Source organism: Halomonas sp. IOP_14, from assembly GCF_021021315.1.
GTDB classification, from domain to species: Bacteria; Pseudomonadota; Gammaproteobacteria; order Pseudomonadales; family Halomonadaceae; genus Vreelandella; species Vreelandella titanicae.
Map to the genome: position 1 here is coordinate 60,216 of NZ_JAINWD010000025.1, position 16,680 is coordinate 76,895.

Annotated in this window: 21 protein-coding genes and 1 riboswitch; of the genes, 13 read left to right on the top strand and 8 right to left on the bottom strand. The window is 56.5% G+C overall.

The window, feature by feature from the left end; genetic code table 11:
• The first annotated feature begins 3 nt into the window (after positions 1 to 3).
• The 11 genes from rplO to trhP all read left to right on the top strand — a co-directional run bounded on the left by rplO (position 4) and on the right by trhP (position 9,154).
• Positions 4 to 438 (top strand): 50S ribosomal protein L15, encoded by a 435-nt coding sequence (rplO, locus tag K7H09_RS16400; RefSeq protein ID WP_101147111.1) that lies wholly within the window; start codon positions 4 to 6, stop codon positions 436 to 438.
• Positions 439 to 1,770 carry a preprotein translocase subunit SecY gene (gene secY / locus K7H09_RS16405; RefSeq protein ID WP_035582695.1) on the top strand — a complete coding sequence of 444 codons (1,332 nt, stop codon included), beginning with the start codon at positions 439 to 441 and terminating at the stop codon, positions 1,768 to 1,770.
• 64 nt (positions 1,771 to 1,834) lie between these two features.
• Positions 1,835 to 1,948 carry a 50S ribosomal protein L36 gene (rpmJ, locus tag K7H09_RS16410; protein ID WP_008959154.1) on the top strand — a complete coding sequence of 38 codons (114 nt, stop codon included), beginning with the start codon at positions 1,835 to 1,837 and terminating at the stop codon, positions 1,946 to 1,948.
• Positions 1,949 to 2,071: 123 nt separating this feature from the next.
• The gene (gene rpsM / locus K7H09_RS16415) at positions 2,072 to 2,428 is read left to right on the top strand and encodes a 30S ribosomal protein S13 (protein ID WP_022520863.1); all 357 of its coding nucleotides are present in this window, start codon (positions 2,072 to 2,074) and stop codon (positions 2,426 to 2,428) included.
• A gap of 39 nt (positions 2,429 to 2,467) precedes the next feature.
• Positions 2,468 to 2,854 carry a 30S ribosomal protein S11 gene (gene rpsK, locus K7H09_RS16420; RefSeq protein ID WP_007111985.1) on the top strand — a complete coding sequence of 129 codons (387 nt, stop codon included), beginning with the start codon at positions 2,468 to 2,470 and terminating at the stop codon, positions 2,852 to 2,854.
• 12 nt (positions 2,855 to 2,866) lie between these two features.
• Positions 2,867 to 3,487 carry a 30S ribosomal protein S4 gene (gene rpsD / locus K7H09_RS16425; RefSeq protein ID WP_008959152.1) on the top strand — a complete coding sequence of 207 codons (621 nt, stop codon included), beginning with the start codon at positions 2,867 to 2,869 and terminating at the stop codon, positions 3,485 to 3,487.
• 99 nt (positions 3,488 to 3,586) lie between these two features.
• The gene (locus K7H09_RS16430; protein WP_064235085.1) at positions 3,587 to 4,582 is read left to right on the top strand and encodes a DNA-directed RNA polymerase subunit alpha; all 996 of its coding nucleotides are present in this window, start codon (positions 3,587 to 3,589) and stop codon (positions 4,580 to 4,582) included.
• A 39-nt stretch (positions 4,583 to 4,621) separates the two neighbouring features.
• Entirely contained in the window at positions 4,622 to 5,008 is a 387-nt protein-coding gene (gene rplQ / locus K7H09_RS16435) for a 50S ribosomal protein L17 (RefSeq protein ID WP_008959150.1), read from the top strand.
• Positions 5,009 to 5,330: 322 nt separating this feature from the next.
• On the top strand, positions 5,331 to 6,665 hold the full coding sequence (locus tag K7H09_RS16440) for a D-alanyl-D-alanine carboxypeptidase (protein ID WP_230805200.1): 1,335 nt from the start codon (positions 5,331 to 5,333) through the stop codon (positions 6,663 to 6,665).
• A gap of 91 nt (positions 6,666 to 6,756) precedes the next feature.
• Positions 6,757 to 7,632, top strand: a complete 876-nt coding sequence (locus tag K7H09_RS16445) for a DMT family transporter (RefSeq protein WP_230805201.1) — start codon at positions 6,757 to 6,759, stop codon at positions 7,630 to 7,632.
• Positions 7,633 to 7,762: 130 nt separating this feature from the next.
• Positions 7,763 to 9,154: a prephenate-dependent tRNA uridine(34) hydroxylase TrhP gene (gene trhP / locus K7H09_RS16450; protein WP_230805202.1), complete on the top strand. Its 1,392-nt coding sequence runs from the start codon at positions 7,763 to 7,765 to the stop codon at positions 9,152 to 9,154.
• Here trhP and K7H09_RS16455 read toward each other — a convergent pair.
• The 6 genes from K7H09_RS16455 to K7H09_RS16480 form a co-directional block, all read right to left on the bottom strand.
• Complete coding sequence (locus K7H09_RS16455; RefSeq protein ID WP_141440156.1) at positions 9,147 to 9,884, bottom strand: DODA-type extradiol aromatic ring-opening family dioxygenase; 738 nt, start codon at positions 9,882 to 9,884, stop codon at positions 9,147 to 9,149. The two genes, trhP and K7H09_RS16455, sit on opposite strands and share 8 nt — an antisense overlap.
• Before the next feature lie 92 nt (positions 9,885 to 9,976).
• Complete coding sequence (locus K7H09_RS16460; RefSeq protein ID WP_022520858.1) at positions 9,977 to 10,414, bottom strand: DoxX family protein; 438 nt, start codon at positions 10,412 to 10,414, stop codon at positions 9,977 to 9,979.
• 78 nt (positions 10,415 to 10,492) lie between these two features.
• Positions 10,493 to 11,413: a LysR family transcriptional regulator gene (locus tag K7H09_RS16465; RefSeq protein WP_230805203.1), complete on the bottom strand. Its 921-nt coding sequence runs from the start codon at positions 11,411 to 11,413 to the stop codon at positions 10,493 to 10,495.
• Positions 11,410 to 12,042 (bottom strand): thiamine phosphate synthase, encoded by a 633-nt coding sequence (gene thiE, locus K7H09_RS16470; RefSeq protein ID WP_230805205.1) that lies wholly within the window; start codon positions 12,040 to 12,042, stop codon positions 11,410 to 11,412. Before thiE ends, K7H09_RS16465 begins: the two co-directional genes overlap by 4 nt.
• Complete coding sequence (gene thiM, locus K7H09_RS16475) at positions 12,032 to 12,841, bottom strand: hydroxyethylthiazole kinase (RefSeq protein WP_141440154.1); 810 nt, start codon at positions 12,839 to 12,841, stop codon at positions 12,032 to 12,034. The genes thiE and thiM overlap by 11 nt, the downstream gene beginning before the upstream one ends.
• A gap of 23 nt (positions 12,842 to 12,864) precedes the next feature.
• A riboswitch (TPP riboswitch) is annotated at positions 12,865 to 12,963 on the bottom strand.
• Between the two features lie 54 nt (positions 12,964 to 13,017).
• The gene (locus tag K7H09_RS16480; protein WP_022520854.1) at positions 13,018 to 13,362 is read right to left on the bottom strand and encodes a hypothetical protein; all 345 of its coding nucleotides are present in this window, start codon (positions 13,360 to 13,362) and stop codon (positions 13,018 to 13,020) included.
• Between the two features lie 244 nt (positions 13,363 to 13,606).
• On the opposite strand from K7H09_RS16480, the gene gloA reads away from it, so the two are divergent.
• Positions 13,607 to 14,143: a lactoylglutathione lyase gene (gene gloA, locus K7H09_RS16485; RefSeq protein ID WP_009288132.1), complete on the top strand. Its 537-nt coding sequence runs from the start codon at positions 13,607 to 13,609 to the stop codon at positions 14,141 to 14,143.
• Positions 14,144 to 14,152: 9 nt separating this feature from the next.
• On the top strand, positions 14,153 to 14,521 hold the full coding sequence (locus K7H09_RS16490; protein WP_022520853.1) for a DUF6164 family protein: 369 nt from the start codon (positions 14,153 to 14,155) through the stop codon (positions 14,519 to 14,521).
• On the opposite strand, the gene K7H09_RS16495 is transcribed toward K7H09_RS16490, so the two are convergent.
• Both K7H09_RS16495 and ampC read right to left on the bottom strand, forming a co-directional pair.
• Entirely contained in the window at positions 14,518 to 15,183 is a 666-nt protein-coding gene (locus tag K7H09_RS16495) for a cupin domain-containing protein (protein ID WP_022520852.1), read from the bottom strand. The genes K7H09_RS16490 and K7H09_RS16495 overlap by 4 nt on opposite strands.
• A gap of 194 nt (positions 15,184 to 15,377) precedes the next feature.
• Positions 15,378 to 16,550: a class C beta-lactamase gene (ampC, locus tag K7H09_RS16500; RefSeq protein WP_141440153.1), complete on the bottom strand. Its 1,173-nt coding sequence runs from the start codon at positions 16,548 to 16,550 to the stop codon at positions 15,378 to 15,380.
• Between the last annotated feature and the right edge of the window lie 130 nt (positions 16,551 to 16,680).

Genomic DNA, 16,680 nt, shown 5'->3' on the forward strand with positions numbered 1-16,680 from the left:
TCCATGAAACTCAATAACCTAAGCCCGGCTCCGGGCTCCAAACACGCTGCAAAGCGCGTTGGTCGTGGCATCGGTTCCGGTCTTGGTAAGACCGGTGGCCGTGGTCACAAAGGTCAGAAGTCACGTAGTGGCGGCAGTGTTAAGCCCGGTTTCGAAGGCGGTCAGATGCCTTTGCAGCGTCGTTTGCCGAAATTCGGCTTTACGTCTGCAAAATCTCTGGTCTCTGAAGAAGTACGCCTGGCTGAGCTTGCTAAAGTTGCCGGTGGCGAAGTCACCATGGCATCTTTGAAAGAAGCCAACGTGCTGAAGGATGCTACGCTACACGCGAAGATCATCCTTTCTGGCGAACTGAAAACGGCGGTTACCGTTCGCGGAATCAAGGTCACCAAAGGTGCCCGTGAAGCGATCGAAGCCGCTGGCGGCAAGGTAGAGGACTAAATGGCCAAGTCAGGAAACATGCCGGCGATGGGCAGCGGTCTGAGTGAACTGTGGGCGCGTTTGCGCTTCGTGCTCCTCGCCATCGTGGTGTACCGTATTGGTGCCCACATTCCCGTTCCCGGTATCAATCCTGACCAGCTTGCTGCCTTGTTTAGGGAGCAACAGGGCACCATCCTGGGCATGTTTAACATGTTCTCGGGTGGCGCCCTGGAGCGTATGAGTGTCCTCGCCCTGGGTATCATGCCCTATATATCGGCGTCGATTATCATGCAGCTCATGACTGCGGTCTCCCCTCATCTTGAACAGCTCAAGAAAGAGGGTGAGGCTGGCCGCCGCAAGATTAGCCAGTACACGCGCTACGGCACGGTGATACTGGCGTTTGTCCAGGCTACCGGCATGTCCGTCGGTCTGGCTAGCCAAGGCATCGCGTACACTGCTGACTTCAGCTTCTATTTCACCGCCGTGATTACCTTTGTATCGGGCGCGGTGTTTATGATGTGGCTAGGCGAGCAGATTACCGAGAAGGGGATCGGCAACGGTATTTCGCTGCTGATCTTTGCCGGTATTGTCGCGGGACTACCCAGTGCCGTGGGCCAAGCCTTTGAGCTTGCCCGTAATGAAGGGGCCTGGAATGTTCTGCCGCTGTTAGCGCTGTCAGTGTTAGGTATTGCGACTGTCGCCTTTGTGGTTTTCATTGAGCGCGGCCAACGCCGCCTTAAAGTGAATTATCCGCGGCGGCAAGTGGGCAATAAGATGTATGCAGGGCAAAGTAGCTACCTGCCTTTGAAGGTCAACATGGCCGGTGTTATTCCGGCGATTTTTGCCTCCAGTATCCTGCTCTTCCCGGCCTCTATCGGTCAGTGGGTAGGTGCCGGTGAAGGTATGGAGTGGTTGCAGCGTGCATCTCAGGCATTAGGCCCAGGTCAACCGCTTTACATCTTGCTTTTCGCGGCGGCAGTGGTATTCTTCTGCTTCTTTTACACAGCGCTGGTCTTCAACCCCAAGGATGTGGCTGACAATCTTAAAAAGTCAGGCGCTTTCCTGCCGGGCATTCGCCCCGGCGAGCAGACCGCTCGCTATATCGACAAGGTCATGACACGTTTGACCCTGTTCGGTGCCTTGTATATCACTGCGGTTTCCTTGATGCCCCAGTTCTTGATTGTGGCGTGGAACGTGCCGTTTTTCTTCGGCGGTACCTCGTTGTTAATCGTAGTCGTGGTCATCATGGACTTCATGGCCCAGGTGCAGTCGCATCTCATGTCGCATCAGTATGACTCAGTGATGAAGAAGTCCAACCTGAAAGGCTACGGTAGCGGCGGTATCATGCGCTGAGGCGCCGTCCACCCCTATTTAGTTAGAGAGGGCGCGCCGCGAGCCGGTTTTTGGAGAAAGATCGATGAAAGTTCGAGCTTCCGTAAAGAAAATGTGCCGTAACTGCAAGATCATTCGTCGCAATGGCGCTGTCCGCGTCATCTGCAGCGAGCCACGGCACAAACAACGCCAGGGTTAATAGCCTGGGTTGTATTAAGCGGGTGCCAGCATACCCCTTGCCTTAGGGCAATTGATGGGGTATGCTGTTGCGCCTTTTGTAGATGAATAAACGAGCAAGCCGCTCAAATTTCGGAGTAAGCTGATGGCCCGTATTGCAGGCGTCAATATCCCGGACAACAAGCATGCGGCGATCTCGCTGACCTATATCTTCGGGATTGGCCGTACCCGTGCTGAGCACATCTGTGCAGCAGCCGGTATCGCGCCTACTGCCAAGATCCAGGATCTGTCTTCTGAAGAAGTCGACACCCTGCGTTCTGAAGTTGGCAAGTACACCGTAGAAGGTGACCTTCGTCGTGATGTTACGCTTAACATTAAGCGTCTCATGGACTTAGGTTGCTACCGTGGTCTGCGTCATCGTCGTAGTCTTCCGCTGCGTGGTCAGCGGACTAAGACTAACGCGCGCACCCGTAAGGGCCCGCGTAAGCCGATCCGCAAATAACACGCACGTTCTGGCGTAAAGACAGGAATAGACATCAACATGGCTAACCCGCGTAGTAACCGTAAAAAGGTTAAAAAGCAGGTAGTGGATGCGATTGCGCATATCCATGCCTCTTTTAACAACACGATCGTGACGATCACAGACCGCCAGGGCAACGCTCTTTCTTGGGCGACTGCCGGTGGTTCGGGTTTTCGTGGTTCTCGCAAGAGCACCCCGTTCGCTGCTCAAGTGGCAAGCGAACGTGCAGCAACTGCTGCAGCCGAGTATGGTGTGAAAAACGTAGATGTACTGGTTAAAGGCCCAGGTCCCGGTCGTGAATCCGCCGTGCGCGCACTGAATGCCGCCGGCTTCCGCGTGCAAAGCATCGTAGACGCGACGCCCATTCCCCATAATGGCTGCCGTCCGCCTAAGAAACGCCGCGTTTAAGGAGACAGATTCATGGCTCGTTATATTGGACCGAAGTGCAAACTGTCTCGTCGTGAAGGCACCGACCTCTTTTTAAAGAGTGGTGTGACTCCCTTCGAGAAAAAGTGTAAATCCGAGCAGATCCCGGGTGTACACGGCCAGCGTCGTCAACGTCTTTCAGACTACGGCTTGCAGCTTCGCGAGAAGCAAAAAGTACGTCGCATGTATGGCGTACTCGAAAAACAGTTCCGTAACTACTACAAAGAAGCCGCTCGCCTGAAAGGCGCGACCGGTGAAGTATTGTTGCAGTTGCTCGAATCCCGACTGGATAATGTCGTCTACCGCATGGGCTTCGGCTCGACTCGCTCTGAAGCGCGTCAGCTGGTCAGCCACAAGGCGATTTCCGTGAACGGCCGCACCGTTAACGTAGCTTCCTATCAAGTGAAGCCGGGTGACGTTGTTTCCATTCGCGAAAAGGCGAAAAACCAAGCTCGTATTCAAAGCGCGTTGTCCATTGCGGCCAACCGTGGCGATATCGCTTGGATCGAAATCGACGCCAAGAAGATGGAAGGCACTTTCAAGGCTCTGCCTGAACGCGGTGACCTGTCTGCCGACATCAACGAAAACCTGATCGTCGAGCTGTACTCCAAGTAAGCAGCATTTCTGTTTCTTGTCGATCTGGTGGCGGTTTAACCCCCGCGCCAGATCGTACCGAGTACCAAGTATCCGTTTGGCAGCCTGAAAGGTGTTCATATGCAGCGTTCAGTGACAGAGTTTCTCCGTCCTCGCGACATCAAGGTCGAAGAAATCAGCGCACATCACGCCAAAATCGTGCTCGAACCGTTCGAGCGTGGCTTTGGTCACACCCTGGGGAATGCACTACGTCGCATTCTGCTTTCTTCTATGCCCGGCTGTGCCGTGGTAGAGGCTGAAATCGCCGGCGTCGAGCATGAATACAGTGCGCTCGAAGGGGTGCAGGAAGATGTCATTGAGATCCTCCTGAACTTGAAAGATGTTGCGATCAAGATGCACAGCCGCGATGAGGCGGTGCTCACGCTGAACAAGCAGGGCCCAGCCGTCGTCACTGCTGGCGACATTGCGCTTGATCATAGCGTCGAAATCGTCAACCCGGACCACGTCATTGCTCATGTCAATGAAGGTGCCGAGCTGAAAATTCAGCTTAAGGTAGCGCTGGGTCGTGGCTACGAGCCGGCTGACGCGCGCGGCTCTGATGAAGAGACACGTGCTATTGGCCGCCTGCAGCTGGATGCCACCTTCAGCCCTGTCCGCCGTGTTTCCTACTCGGTTGAAGCCGCTCGTGTAGAGCAGCGCACCGATCTCGATAAGTTAATTATCGATCTGGAGACCGACGGTACCCTGGATCCGGAAGAGGCTATCCGTCGCAGTGCGACCATCCTGCAAGAGCAGCTGGCCGCCTTCGTCGACCTGGAAGCTGATAAAGAGCAGGAAGTCGAAGAGGAAGAGGATCATGTCGATCCAATTCTATTGCGCCCCGTAGACGATCTTGAGTTGACCGTTCGCAGCGCGAACTGCCTAAAAGCCGAGAATATTTACTATATCGGTGATCTTATTCAGCGCACAGAAGTGGAGCTGTTGAAGACACCGAACCTCGGTAAAAAGTCTTTGAATGAAATCAAAGATGTATTGGCGGCTCGCGGCTTGTCCCTTGGCATGCGGTTGGAAAATTGGCCACCGGCAAGCCTGAAGGACGACAAAGCCTCCGCGTGAGCGTCGACTTGAGTCCCAGTTTGGTAAGGAATTACAACCATGCGTCATCGTAAGAGTGGTCGTCATCTGAATCGCACCAGCTCGCATCGTCAGGCCATGTTCAAGAACATGTCTGTCTCGCTGGTCGAACATGAAGTCATTAAGACAACCCTGCCGAAAGCCAAGGAGCTGCGTCGCGTTATCGAGCCGCTGATCACCTTGTCTAAGCAGGATAGCGTTGCAAACCGTCGTTTGGCGTTTGCCCGCACGCGCTCTAAAGAAGCCGTCGGCAAACTGTTCAACGAACTAGGTCCGCGTTATGCCGAGCGTCCGGGCGGTTACGTCCGTATTCTCAAGTGCGGTTTCCGCACCGGCGACAACGCGCCTATGGCGTTCGTTGAGCTAGTTGACCGTCCGGTTGTTGAAGAAGCCGCTGCAGAAGAGTAATCCTCTGCGCCAGAGCCTCTTTGGTAGCGAATGAAAACCGACCCCTAGAGGGTCGGTTTTTTTATAAGCTAAATTATCTTCTCTTTTCTACGCTTAATGGCGTATTAATCACCTATACTCGGCTTATTATTAAACCTCGTGAGCGGCGTCATCCCGCCGGGTAAAGCCTTGCGTTGTTCCTAAAGTGTGGCATGGTAGTAAAGCTTTAGCAGGATGATTAAACAGACGTTAGAACTAGCGCATTGATAACAAGCAAGGGGCAGGTATGCATGCGAGGATAAAGAGCGCTGTAAGGGGAGCATCGACGATAGGGTTCCTGGGTATGCTAATGCTGCTCCTACTCGTGATGGTCACCGCTGCGCATGCTGACAACCCGCGCTACGCGGGTATTGTCGTGGATCTGGACAATGGCGAAGTGCTTTACGCCGAGAATATTGACGATCAGCGTTACCCTGCGTCCCTCACCAAAATGATGACGCTCTATCTCACCTTTGAAGCATTAGAAGAGGGTACGCTGCGCCTGGATCAACCCTTGCCTGTCTCCGCTTATGCAGCCGCCAAGCCTGCTGTTAAACTGTGGCTGGCTGCTGGCAGCTCGATTCCCGTGGATACTGCCATTCGCGCACTCGCGGTTCGATCTGCTAATGACGTTGCCGCCGTGGTCGCCGAAGCCCTGGGCGGCAGTGAAGCACATTTTGCGCAAATGATGACCACCAAGGCGCGCGAGCTGGGCATGCACGCCACTACCTTTCGCAATGCTTCCGGTTTGCCTGATGATGGCCAAATCACCACGGCTCGTGACATGCTAACGCTCTCGGTACGCGTGATGCAGGACTTCCCCCAGTATTACCACTACTTCGGCTTGCAAGAATTCACCTACCGCGGCACCCGGCATACCAGCCACAATCGCTTAGTGCGTGACTACCCGGGCGCCGATGGTCTAAAAACCGGTTTTATTCGTGCCTCTGGCTTTAACGTGGCGACCACCGCAATGCGCGGTAACCGGCGATTAGTCGGTGTTGTGATGGGCGGTTTTTCATCCCAGTCTCGGGATACCCACATGGCCAACCTACTCGACCGCAGCTTCCTGCGCGCATCGCTGCGTGACCAGCAAAACTGGATGGGCGACACCGATTTCTCGCGCGAATTTATGGCCTTTGCGCCCCCTGCACAGCCGGTTGCACCACCACAACCTGCACCACAGCAACCTCTCTTGGCGGTGGTCGAAACCACTACCTTGTCGCCAGTGGCCAGTACCACCCCCTCGACACCGGTGGTTGACCTTGACGAGCAGCTAGCCGATATAGTCACTATTCAGCGCCCCCCTGCCGTCAGCGAAGAGCCGCAGCCTGACCCTCTACAAGCGTTTATTGAGCGCGAACGTGAGATGGCTGCCGCCAATAATGAAGCGGGCGGCGGCTGGGGTGTGCAAGTCGGCGCGTTTAGTCGTGAAGCCCAAGCGCGGCAATTAGCCCAGCAAGCGGCTCAACGCATCGCCCAGAGTTTAGGCGGGCGCGTTGCTGTGGACACCGTAGAGGGCCAAAACCCGGTTTATCGCGCCCGGCTAATGGCGTTGGACGAGCAGCGCGCTCGCCAAGCCTGCCGCGAGCTGCACTCCCAGGGTATGGACTGTATGGTCGTTAACGCCAGCTTATAAGCGGGTGGGCCGCGATCACCCCGCCAATGGCTAATTGGCGGGGTTTTTCTTTTTTGGCATTTTGTATTGACCAGTGAATAGGGAGATCGTGGTGACAACCTCGCTGAAAGGCATACTCTGCATGTGTTTGGGCGTTCTTTTTCTCGCCCTAGGCGACGCCGTTTCCAAGTGGTTAGGGGAAGTACACTCGCCGCTGCAGATTATTTTCTTCCGTGCCTTGGTATCGCTACCGCTGATTGCACTGCTTGCCCATTTTGCCGGTGGCTTACGCAAGCTGCGTACAAAACGGCCGGGCATCCATTTACTGCGCGGACTGATCTATACCGCCACCATGGTCTGTTTCGTATGGGGGCTAACGCTGCTACCCCTGGCAGAAGCCACGGCGATTGCCTTTGTGGCACCGCTGTTTGTGACCCTGCTTTCGGTGCCATTGTTGGGTGAGCGCATTGATCCACCGGTGCTGATTGCATCCTTGGTGGGGTTTGCGGGGGTACTGATCGTAGTGCGGCCCAACGGAGAGGCGTTTCAGGTGGGCGCGCTGGTATTGGTGGGCGCGGCGCTATTTTATGCGCTGATGATGATTACCGCCCGCCGCTACGGAGCCCGCGAACACCTCTGGGCGATGCTGTTCTATATGACTTTCGTGCCATTGGTAATTACCGCACTAACGCTGCCCTGGGTGTGGCAAACGCCTCAGCCCTGGCACTGGGTAGGTTTTTTCGCTTCCGGCATATTGGGCGTTGCGGCCACCGCTTTTATCACTCTTGCCTTTCGCTTTGCTCCTGCGGCCATCGCCGCGCCGTTTGATTACACCGCCATGCTCTGGGCGGTGCTGTTGGGTTGGTGGTTCTGGGGCGAAATGCCGGATCTCTGGGTTTGGGTAGGCAGCGCCTTGATAATGGGCAGCGGGTTAGCGGTGGCGTATCACGACCGGCGTACGAGCCTGAAACGTCGTCCAACGGCTTAAACACAGGTTACTTTTTGATCCAGGTCACGGAAGCCGTGGGCTTGCCAAAACGGCGGGTTTGGGCTGGTTATAATCCAGGCCTTTCATCGCAGCTCGCTGCGAGCCATCGTCCTGATCACGGTGACCATCTATGCAAGCCCCCGAACGACTGAAGCAAGCTCCCGAACTCCTTTCCCCTGCTGGTACCTTCAAGAACATGCGTTACGCCTTTGCCTATGGGGCCGATGCGGTTTACGCGGGGCAGCCGCGCTACTCTCTACGGGTGCGCAACAACGATTTTAAAATTGATAACTTACATCGTGGTATCGAGTACGCCCATGCCCGAGGCAAGCAGTTTTACGTCGCTTCCAACATTGCCCCTCATAACAGCAAGCTGAAAACCTACCTACAGGATATGGCGCCGGTGATCGAGGCAGGGCCCGATGCGCTGATTATGTCGGATCCCGGTTTGATTATGATGGTGCGTGATCGCTGGCCCGATCAACCCATCCACCTCTCGGTGCAATCGAACGTCGTCAACTGGGCTGCCGCCCAATTCTGGCAGCGGCAGGGTATTAGCCGCATCATTCTATCTCGTGAGTTGTCACTGGAAGAGATCGGCGAAATACGTGACAAGTGCCCAGGCTTAGAGATCGAAACCTTTGTTCACGGCGCACTGTGTATCGCCTATTCAGGGCGTTGCCTGCTGTCGGGTTACTTCAATCATCGCGACCCTAACCAAGGCACCTGCACCAACGCGTGTCGCTGGAAATACAACACCATAGCGGCAACCCACGATGACACGGGCGACTTAATAGCCGCCCAAGGAAGTGGTAGCGCTGCGGTCGACAGCCCAGACGAGCTCTCGGCGCTGATTGAGGACGTTTCCCGCCCCGGCAAGCTGATGCCTGTCTATGAAGATGAGCACGGCACCTACATTATGAACTCCAAGGATCTGCGCGCGGTGCAGCATGTCGCTCGGTTGACGCAAATGGGCGTGGCATCGCTAAAGATCGAGGGGCGCACCAAGTCCCATTATTACGTCGCGCGTACAGCGCAAGTCTATCGGCAAGCTATTGATGACGCCGTCGCTGGGCGACCCTTTAATAAACGGCTAATGGATGAGCTGGAAAACTTGGCGAATAGAGGCTACACCGAAGGCTTCTATCAGCGCCATGTCCACGGTGAGTTCCAACGCTATGAGCAGGGGCACTCCATTGGCGTTCACCAACAGTTCGTCGGTGAAGTACTGGGGTTTGACCCGGCTCGTGGCACCTTGGAAGTCGAGGTGAAAAATCGCTTTGAAGTGGGGGATGGCATGGAGCTTATGCTGCCAGGTGGCAATCACCGCTTCGTGCTCGAACATATCGAGAACTTACAAGGCGAAGCGCAGAGCGCAGCACCTGGTTCTGGGCATCGCGTGCGAATCCCCGTTCCCAAGGTCAGCATTACCCCTGAACAGCTTGAGTTTGCGCTGTTAATGCGTGATCTCAAGCCTTCCAGAGCAGCACAACCTGAATCGTTAGGGGTAGCGATCAGCTAAACGCATAAACGTCCATTGCAAGCACACCGTGCTCCACGCTGTGGTGCAGCTGTTTTGCGTTACCTCCTGCCCCCATGGCCACCAGCAACGGCTGGAAGTGTTCAGAGGTCGGGTGGTTCTCCTGCGCATAGGGTGCGCGCTCCCAGCTAAGCAGCGCTTCACGATCATTGGCGATAAGGCGCTCGCTTACCCAAGTGGCAAATTTATCTACCCAGGCGGGCACAGGGCTCTCCTGGGGCATGATTTCATACAGGTTATGGGTCAGGCTGCCCGAGCCGATCACCAAAATCCCCTCTTCCCGCAGAGCCGACAGGCGCTCGCCCAGCGTGACCAGCTCCGCATTGCTCCAGCGCACCGGAAGCGACAGCGAAACAACCGGCACATTGGCGTCGGGAAATATCAATGAAAGAGGCACCCAGGCGCCGTGATCCAGGCCGCGCTCTACCCGCTCGGCGCCCAGTAACACGGCCAGCCGTTCAGCCAGTTCCGGCTCACCCGGGGCGGGATATTGGCACTCGAAAAGCGCCCGTGGGAAGCCGCCAAAGTCGTGAATGGTTTCTGGTTTGGCGCTGATGCTGACCTTGAGCGCCAGGCTCTCCCAGTGCGCTGAGACCACTACCACCGCCTTGGGCGAAAGCTGCCTGCCCAGTTCGCGTAGAAAGGCATGAGCCGGGGTTTTATTGAGGGCCAGCATGGGCGAACCATGGGAAATAAACAGGCTAGGTAACATGAGTGAGTCTCCTCAGCAGCATGGCCAACGCTGGCGGTAAGCAAGCGCTGGCAATAGGGTTAGGCGATAGTTTTAGGCGATAGTTTTAGGTGTTAGGCGAATCGGTTGCTTAACACCCAGCGGCCGCTGCCCAGGCCCGCTTGCACGATTAACGCCAGCGTCCAGAACACCGGGAATTCCCAACCGCCGCCGGTATTTGAGAACATCCAGCCGTTGCCAAGATGCACCCAAGCAGCGCCGAGCAGTACCGGCACCAGTGCCAGGCTCACCCAGCGGGTGTAAACACCCAGAATCAGGGCGGCTCCACCGCCCACTTCCGCGGCAATGGTCAAGTAGGCCAGAAACCCTGGTAAACCCAGTGATTCAAAATAGCCGACGGTGCCCGGTAGGGTAAATACAAACACCTTGAGCAAACCGTGGGCAAGAGCCATCACACCCAGTGCGACGCGCAGTAGCGAGATGGCCTGGGGTTGTAAAGAGTGCTGTACAGAGGGCTGTAGAGAGGGGGCAGAGTGAGTATGCGTTGTCATCGTAGTAGCTTCCATCGAGTGGTTGATGACGCTACTTTACAGCCGGATCAGATCGAGATAATCAGCGTATTTTGCACATCACTGTTGCGTTATTGGCGATAATCCAATGTTTTGCTCCCAAATCGGCGGATCACCCCATGCCTCGGTGAGCAGGTCGATGAAGCGCTCCACCTTGGCGGGCAGGTAGCGCCGGGCGGGGTAGAGCGCGTGAACATCGAGCCGTACCGCTGGCTCATTAGTTAAGATGGGCACTAAATGCCCGCTGGCGATACTCTCTGTGACCAGAAAGCTGGGCTGCTGAGCGATGCCCAGGCCAGCTTCCGTGGCGTGGGTGAGTACATCGCCGTTATTGCTTTCCAGTGGGCCATTGACCGTCAATGACTGCGTGGCAATCTTCCAGTCAGCGCTCTGTTGGCCGCTGCGGTAGCGTAGGCAGTGGTGCTTGGCAAGGGCTTGAACGCTGTCGGGTTCACCGTGGTTGGCAAGATATTCAGGCGAGGCGCAAAACAGTAGGCGGCACCGCGTCAGTCGGCGCGCCACCAGGCTGGAGTCGGGCAGGCTGCCGATACGGATCGCTACGTCGTAACCCTCTTCCAGCAGGTCGACACGGCGGTCGTTCAAATCCAGGCGCACTTCCAGCGCCGGGTGAGTGTGCATAAATTGCGCGACGAGTGGCGCTAGGTAGCGGGTGCCAAAACTCATCGGCCCATTAACGCGCAGCCGCCCACGCACATCGCTGGTACCTTGGCCCACCTCGGCGGCGGCCTCATCGAGCGCTTGCAGTATCCCTTGGGCGCGGACTAGATAGCGTTCTCCGGCCTCAGTGAGATGTAGTCGTCGCGTGGTGCGTTGTATCAGTCGCGCGCCCAATGTCTCTTCCAGTGCCATGACCTGGCGGGATACGCGAGTGCGGGAAATATCCAGCGCTTCAGCAGCGCGGGTATAGCTACCCAACTCGGCTACCCGCACAAAAGCGACGATATGCTCTAACTGATTCATGACGCCGAATCGGCTTGGAAAATCTGAAAAGCGCGCGCTGCCTGGTAAGGGTCGGGCTGGCCACAAATGGCTGATATCACCGCTAAACCGTTCGCTCCCGCGCGCTGTACGCTAATCGCATGGCTGGCTTTCAGCCCGCCGATGGCCACGCTGGGCAGTGGGCACGCCTTGACCAGCGCAGCCAAGCCACCAAAGCCGATGGGCTGGGCGTGATCTTGTTTGCTCTCGGTGGCAAACACCGGGCCAATCCCGACATAATCGAGTAGCTCAAACGGAGAGACTTGCAGTTGGGCGATAGTATTGATCGACAGGCCGATAATCGCTTGCTCACCTAGCACCCGGCGCGCTTGCTGAACGGCTGCGTCGCTCTGACCGACATGCAGGCCATCTGCCTGGCTTTCTAGTGCCACCTGCAAACGGTCGTTAATGATCAGCGGGACACCGGTGCCCGCCAGAAGCGCTTTTAACCGTTTGGCTTGGGCAATCATCTGTTCGTCGCTGGCATGCTTGTCACGCAACTGCACGATGGTGACACCGCCTTTTACCGCTGCCTCAACCGTTTGTTCCAAACCATGCTCTTGGCAGAGCGTGGCATCGGTGACCAAGTAGAGCGATAGATCAAGCGGCATGGATTGCCTCCAGTTGGGCATAAGTAGTGAGGTCGTCAGGGGTGAGTTGATACAGCGCATCCAGCAGTGCCACTTGAAAGCTACCAGGCCCGTTGGCGTGGCTGCCCGCACGCTCTCCTGTGACCGCAAAGCAGGCCAGTGCGGCTACCGTTGCACCCAGTGGGGCGTCGCGGTTGGCAGCCACAAATCCCGCCACTAGCGCGCTCAGCCCACAGCCAAGCGTTGTTACGCGGGGCATCAAAGGATGGCCACCGTTAATGCGGTAGTGCTGTGTGCCGTCCGTCACCCAGTCGCTTTCACCGGTCATCGCGACAATACAGCCGTGTTTTTGCGCTAATGCTATTGCAGCGTCCACGGCTTGGTCGGTGGCGGCTGTGGCGTCCACGCCGCGGCCTTGGCTAGCTAAACCGTTAAGGGCAAGAATTTCAGACGCATTGCCACGAACCACGCTGGGTTTAGCGGCCAGCAGCTTCGCGCACAGCGTTTGGCGATAGCGCGTGGCGCCAACGGCGACGGGATCTAATACCCAGGGAATGGCATGCTGATCGGCAGTCGCTGTGGCGGTGAGCATAGCGTCAGCCCAGTGGGCAGAGATCGTACCGATATTAATCGACAGCCCCGCGGAGATAGCCGTGAATTCAGCCACTTCTTCAGGCGCATGCAGCATGGCGGGCGACGCGCCGGTGGCTAACAGCAGGTTGGCAGTGCTGTTCATGGCCACATAGTTGGTCATGCAGTGAACCAGCGGTGTCACTGAGCGCAGCGTCTCAAGGTAATCGCCAAGCGGGCGTAGGGTCATAGCATCCTCCCGGCAGGGAGGTGGTAAGCGTTACCACGACTCCCTACGCCGGTGTTATCCGGTTCAGGTTCAAAGGGTGCTTCTCAGCCCAACCGTAACGGAGGGCGCCCCTGTCGAGGGATTACTATCCTTGCCTGAAGTAGCCCTGTAAAGCCCCGGATGCGGACGATAGCAATCTAACGAAACGAAATACGCGTACCGTAGGTAAGCATTTCATCAGGTGTCATCGCTTTACCCTCGACCCCAATCATCTCGTCACCACACTGGTCGGCGAAGGTTAGCACGCCGTGGGTCAAGCCCAGTTGGCCCAGGGTATCGCGGATTTCGCCCGTGCCCAGAAAAGTACTGACGTGGCCCTTGTTATCGCTCAGCTCAGACACGCCGTTAGCATGGTGAAAACGCACTTTGTAGATTCCATCCATCGACTCGACTTCAACAATCGGCGAAAAACCGTTGTGAAGCGCATTGGAAAGCTGTTTTAGCGTCAGGTGGTCACCCAGCGTCATATCGATCGCACTCATGGAAAACTCCTGTGGACGCCTCAAAGGTGGGGCATCACTCATGTTGCGGGAACTGCTTTTTGTAAAGCTTATGAAGAATAAGTGTAGGGTTTTTGTTTAGTATTGCCAGTGCGCTTATCGGCACCTCGATACGACACTGCCTACGTGCTTGTAAGGGCTGTTATTATGGCCATAAAGCCCCCATGGTAAGCGGTACGTGAAGCTCAATGGATTCAATGATCAACATCAGCGATAGGAGAGCAAAATGAGTTTTCAAGGCGAGCAGCATCCTGGCGTCGTGGCTACGCCGCCCCAAACTCAAGGGTTTCGTTTAAACCACACCATGCTGCGGGTGAAAGACCCTGAGCAGGCATTGGCGTTCTACTCAAAAGTGTTTGGTATGCAGGTGATGCGGCGGCTGGATTTCGAAGAGATGCAGTTCTCGCTCTACTTCCTGGCCAACCTGGAACCCAGCGACAGCGTTCCGGACGATGCGCAAGCGCGTACCGCCTGGACGTTTAGCCAGAAAGGGCTGCTGGAGCTGACCCACAACTGGGGGACTGAAGACCAGGAAGATTTCGCCTATCACGATGGCAATGCCGAACCCCAGGGCTTTGGGCATATCTGCTTCAACGTACCGGATTTGGCAGCGGCCCAGGCGTGGTTCGACGAGCATGACGTCACCTTCGTCAAACGCTCCGATCAGGGCAAGATGAAAGATGTTATCTTCGTTAAAGACCCGGACGGCTACTGGATCGAAGTGATTCAGGCAGACCTGATGGTGGGGAAGAGCGACTCTTGAGGCACGCCAATGGCTGAACTACTGTTCCGGCTGCGCCATGTGACCGACGAAGAGGCCATGGAGGTGCGTGACCTGCTCGCTGCCCATGGCTTTGATACCTATGAAACCCAGGCGGGCTTTTTCCGCCTGGGCGTTGACGCGATTTGGCTGCGCAATCCACATCAGCACGACGCTGCCATCGCGGCGTTAGAGGCCTACCAGGCGGAGCGCCTTGAGCGCGCCCAACGCGAGCACCAGGCGGCGGTTGAGCGGGGTGACGCGGAGACGCTGTGGCGTCGTTTGGCCGCTCACCCGGTGCAGGTCGTGTTAGTACTGCTAGCAGTGGGGCTTATTGCCGCCCTTACGCTGCTGCCGTTCCTGGGTATGTCGCGAAGCTAAGCGGCTGGCAGATGGCCGCGTTTGAGGTACATCATGACGCCATCATCACCGGCGGTAAGTGCCGGAGCAGAACCGCTGGGGTAGCGGCACCAGGTGCCTGCCGTGTAACTCTGTTCGCTATCGCTCAGTGTGCCTTCCAGAATCAAAAACTCCAGCCCGCCCAGCAGCGTGGGGTAGGTAATGGAGGTGCCCGCCGACCAGCGCTCCAGGCTGGTGCGCTCCTGCTTGTAGGTGTGCAGCATTTTATAGGCAATGCGCGGGCGTCGATCAGGCTGCCAGGGCAGCCGATGCGCTGGCACTGCCAACTGTAGCGTGTCGTTGGGGTCAAACTGGTGCAGTTTGACAAATATCAGCGCGCCTTCCTCGCCAATTTGCGGGGTATGGCCGGTGCCAATGGGGTTTCTTAAGTAGCTGCCCGCCGCGTAGCGCCCATGCTCATCGGCGAACACGCCTTCCAATACCAGAATCTCTTCGCCACCGCCGTGGGTATGCCGCTCAAACTTTGTATTGGGGGCGTAGCGCACAAGGCTGGTAGCGCGAGCAACTTCATCACCAATCCGGTCAAACATCATGCGCTCTACCCCCGCGCTGGGGGAATCGACCCACTGATACTCTTCCGGGGTAACACAGGCAAAGTGGCTAAAATCGGCGTTTAGACGCATGGGAAAGGGCTCTTCGCAGTGAAGGTAAGTGACGGGGGAGGGTGCTAGTCTCCTTATCGACAGCAAAAAATGCAACTTTCGGTTGTTTGATCTTCGTTATATCGCCATAAAAAACACCCCAACCATTGGATGAATATCCAACGATTGAGGTGCTGCAGTTCACGAAGGCGGCATCAGGTTGTCTGGCTGCTTGCTTAGGGCGCTTCAGTCAGCGCAGAAAGGATGTGGTGTGCCGCTTCAATGCGCGCCTGGTTGGGGTAGTTGCGGTTAGCCAGCAGCACAATGCCGATTTGCTCGCTGGGTACAAAAGCCACATAGCCACCAAAGCCGTTGGTAGCGCCGGTTTTGTTATAGAGCGCTTCCTGCCTGGGGGCTAGCGGTGGGGTTAAGCGGTTGGCGGGGTTGGGCTGCAAAATCATCTCAAGCGAGTTGCCTACCAGCAACTGATCGAGCGCCACCGGGTAGGCATAGCTTTCCCACCCCAGTCCTTGGGTCATATTGCCGACCTCAAAGTACCCCGTGCGCGTAGCGGCCAAGGCTTGGCTTAGTGGTTCATTAAGCTCAGCACCACTCATATTGGCTTCCACCAGCGTTAGTACGTCTGCGGCAGTCGATTTCAATCCGTAGGCTTGGGCATCCAGCATGCCTGGGTTCACCCGAATGGGTTCATCCTCTTTAGAGTAACCGTAGGCATAGTTCGCCTGCTGCGCTTCAGGCACCTGAAAGTAGCTATGCTCAAGCCCTAACGGGGTAAACAGCGCTTCCTCCATCGCCATCTCGAAGGGCTGACCAAGGCTTTGTGCGGCGAGATAACCGAACAGGCCCAAGCTCGGGTTGGAGTAGAGCCGATGGCTGCCAGGGGCGGATTCAGGCTGCCACTGGCGGTAGTAGTCGATCATCGTCTCTTCGCTTTGGACCGACTCAGGGAACTGCAGCGGCAGCTCGCCCGCGGTGTAGGTGGCCAGTTCCAGCAGCGTGATCTCATCGAAGGCGCTGCCTTCAAGTTCAGGCAGGTAGCGGCTGGCCGGGTCGGAAAGCGAGAGGGCGCCGCTAGCCTGGGCATAGCCAGCGAGTGAAGCCGTGAAAATCTTGCTGACAGAGCCGAGTTCGAATAGCGTCTCATCGGTGACCGGAATCCCCGCTTCTTGATTAGCGAGGCCATAATTAAAGTAGTGCTGCTGGCCGTTAATGCTCAGCGCAATCGCCATGCCTGGAATACGGTGCTCGGCCATCAAAGGCGCGATAGTATCGTTCACCAGGGCCTCAATATCGGCGCTTTCAGGCGTGCCGGAAGCCCATGCAGAGCCGTTGAGTAGAAGCGAACCTGTCATGATAAGGCCGCAGTTTGCTGCTAACATCTTACGCATACCAAAATCCTGTTGTGATTAATACCAAGAGAGGGCGGAGAGTTATTTCCAGACGCAAAGCCTGTGACAGGGGTTAACTTACGGCGCGCTGCGGCAATTCACAAACAGCGATATTTTGCATAAGCCATTA

Bases quoted from the DNA above. Each gene is read 5' to 3' on its own strand.
- rplO (WP_101147111.1), top strand. From the start codon at position 4: ATGAAACTCAATAACCTAAGCCCGGCTCCGGGCTCCAAACACGCTGCA.
- secY (WP_035582695.1), top strand. From the start codon at position 439: ATGGCCAAGTCAGGAAACATGCCGGCGATGGGCAGCGGTCTGAGTGAA.
- rpmJ (WP_008959154.1), top strand. From the start codon at position 1,835: ATGAAAGTTCGAGCTTCCGTAAAGAAAATGTGCCGTAACTGCAAGATC.
- rpsM (WP_022520863.1), top strand. From the start codon at position 2,072: ATGGCCCGTATTGCAGGCGTCAATATCCCGGACAACAAGCATGCGGCG.
- rpsK (WP_007111985.1), top strand. From the start codon at position 2,468: ATGGCTAACCCGCGTAGTAACCGTAAAAAGGTTAAAAAGCAGGTAGTG.
- rpsD (WP_008959152.1), top strand. From the start codon at position 2,867: ATGGCTCGTTATATTGGACCGAAGTGCAAACTGTCTCGTCGTGAAGGC.
- K7H09_RS16430 (WP_064235085.1), top strand. From the start codon at position 3,587: ATGCAGCGTTCAGTGACAGAGTTTCTCCGTCCTCGCGACATCAAGGTC.
- rplQ (WP_008959150.1), top strand. From the start codon at position 4,622: ATGCGTCATCGTAAGAGTGGTCGTCATCTGAATCGCACCAGCTCGCAT.
- K7H09_RS16440 (WP_230805200.1), top strand. From the start codon at position 5,331: ATGCTAATGCTGCTCCTACTCGTGATGGTCACCGCTGCGCATGCTGAC.
- trhP (WP_230805202.1), top strand. From the start codon at position 7,763: ATGCAAGCCCCCGAACGACTGAAGCAAGCTCCCGAACTCCTTTCCCCT.
- K7H09_RS16455 (WP_141440156.1), bottom strand. From the start codon at position 9,884: ATGTTACCTAGCCTGTTTATTTCCCATGGTTCGCCCATGCTGGCCCTC.
- K7H09_RS16460 (WP_022520858.1), bottom strand. From the start codon at position 10,414: ATGACAACGCATACTCACTCTGCCCCCTCTCTACAGCCCTCTGTACAG.
- K7H09_RS16465 (WP_230805203.1), bottom strand. From the start codon at position 11,413: ATGAATCAGTTAGAGCATATCGTCGCTTTTGTGCGGGTAGCCGAGTTG.
- thiE (WP_230805205.1), bottom strand. From the start codon at position 12,042: ATGCCGCTTGATCTATCGCTCTACTTGGTCACCGATGCCACGCTCTGC.
- thiM (WP_141440154.1), bottom strand. From the start codon at position 12,841: ATGACCCTACGCCCGCTTGGCGATTACCTTGAGACGCTGCGCTCAGTG.
- K7H09_RS16480 (WP_022520854.1), bottom strand. From the start codon at position 13,362: ATGAGTGCGATCGATATGACGCTGGGTGACCACCTGACGCTAAAACAG.
- gloA (WP_009288132.1), top strand. From the start codon at position 13,607: ATGAGTTTTCAAGGCGAGCAGCATCCTGGCGTCGTGGCTACGCCGCCC.
- K7H09_RS16490 (WP_022520853.1), top strand. From the start codon at position 14,153: ATGGCTGAACTACTGTTCCGGCTGCGCCATGTGACCGACGAAGAGGCC.
- K7H09_RS16495 (WP_022520852.1), bottom strand. From the start codon at position 15,183: ATGCGTCTAAACGCCGATTTTAGCCACTTTGCCTGTGTTACCCCGGAA.
- ampC (WP_141440153.1), bottom strand. From the start codon at position 16,550: ATGCGTAAGATGTTAGCAGCAAACTGCGGCCTTATCATGACAGGTTCG.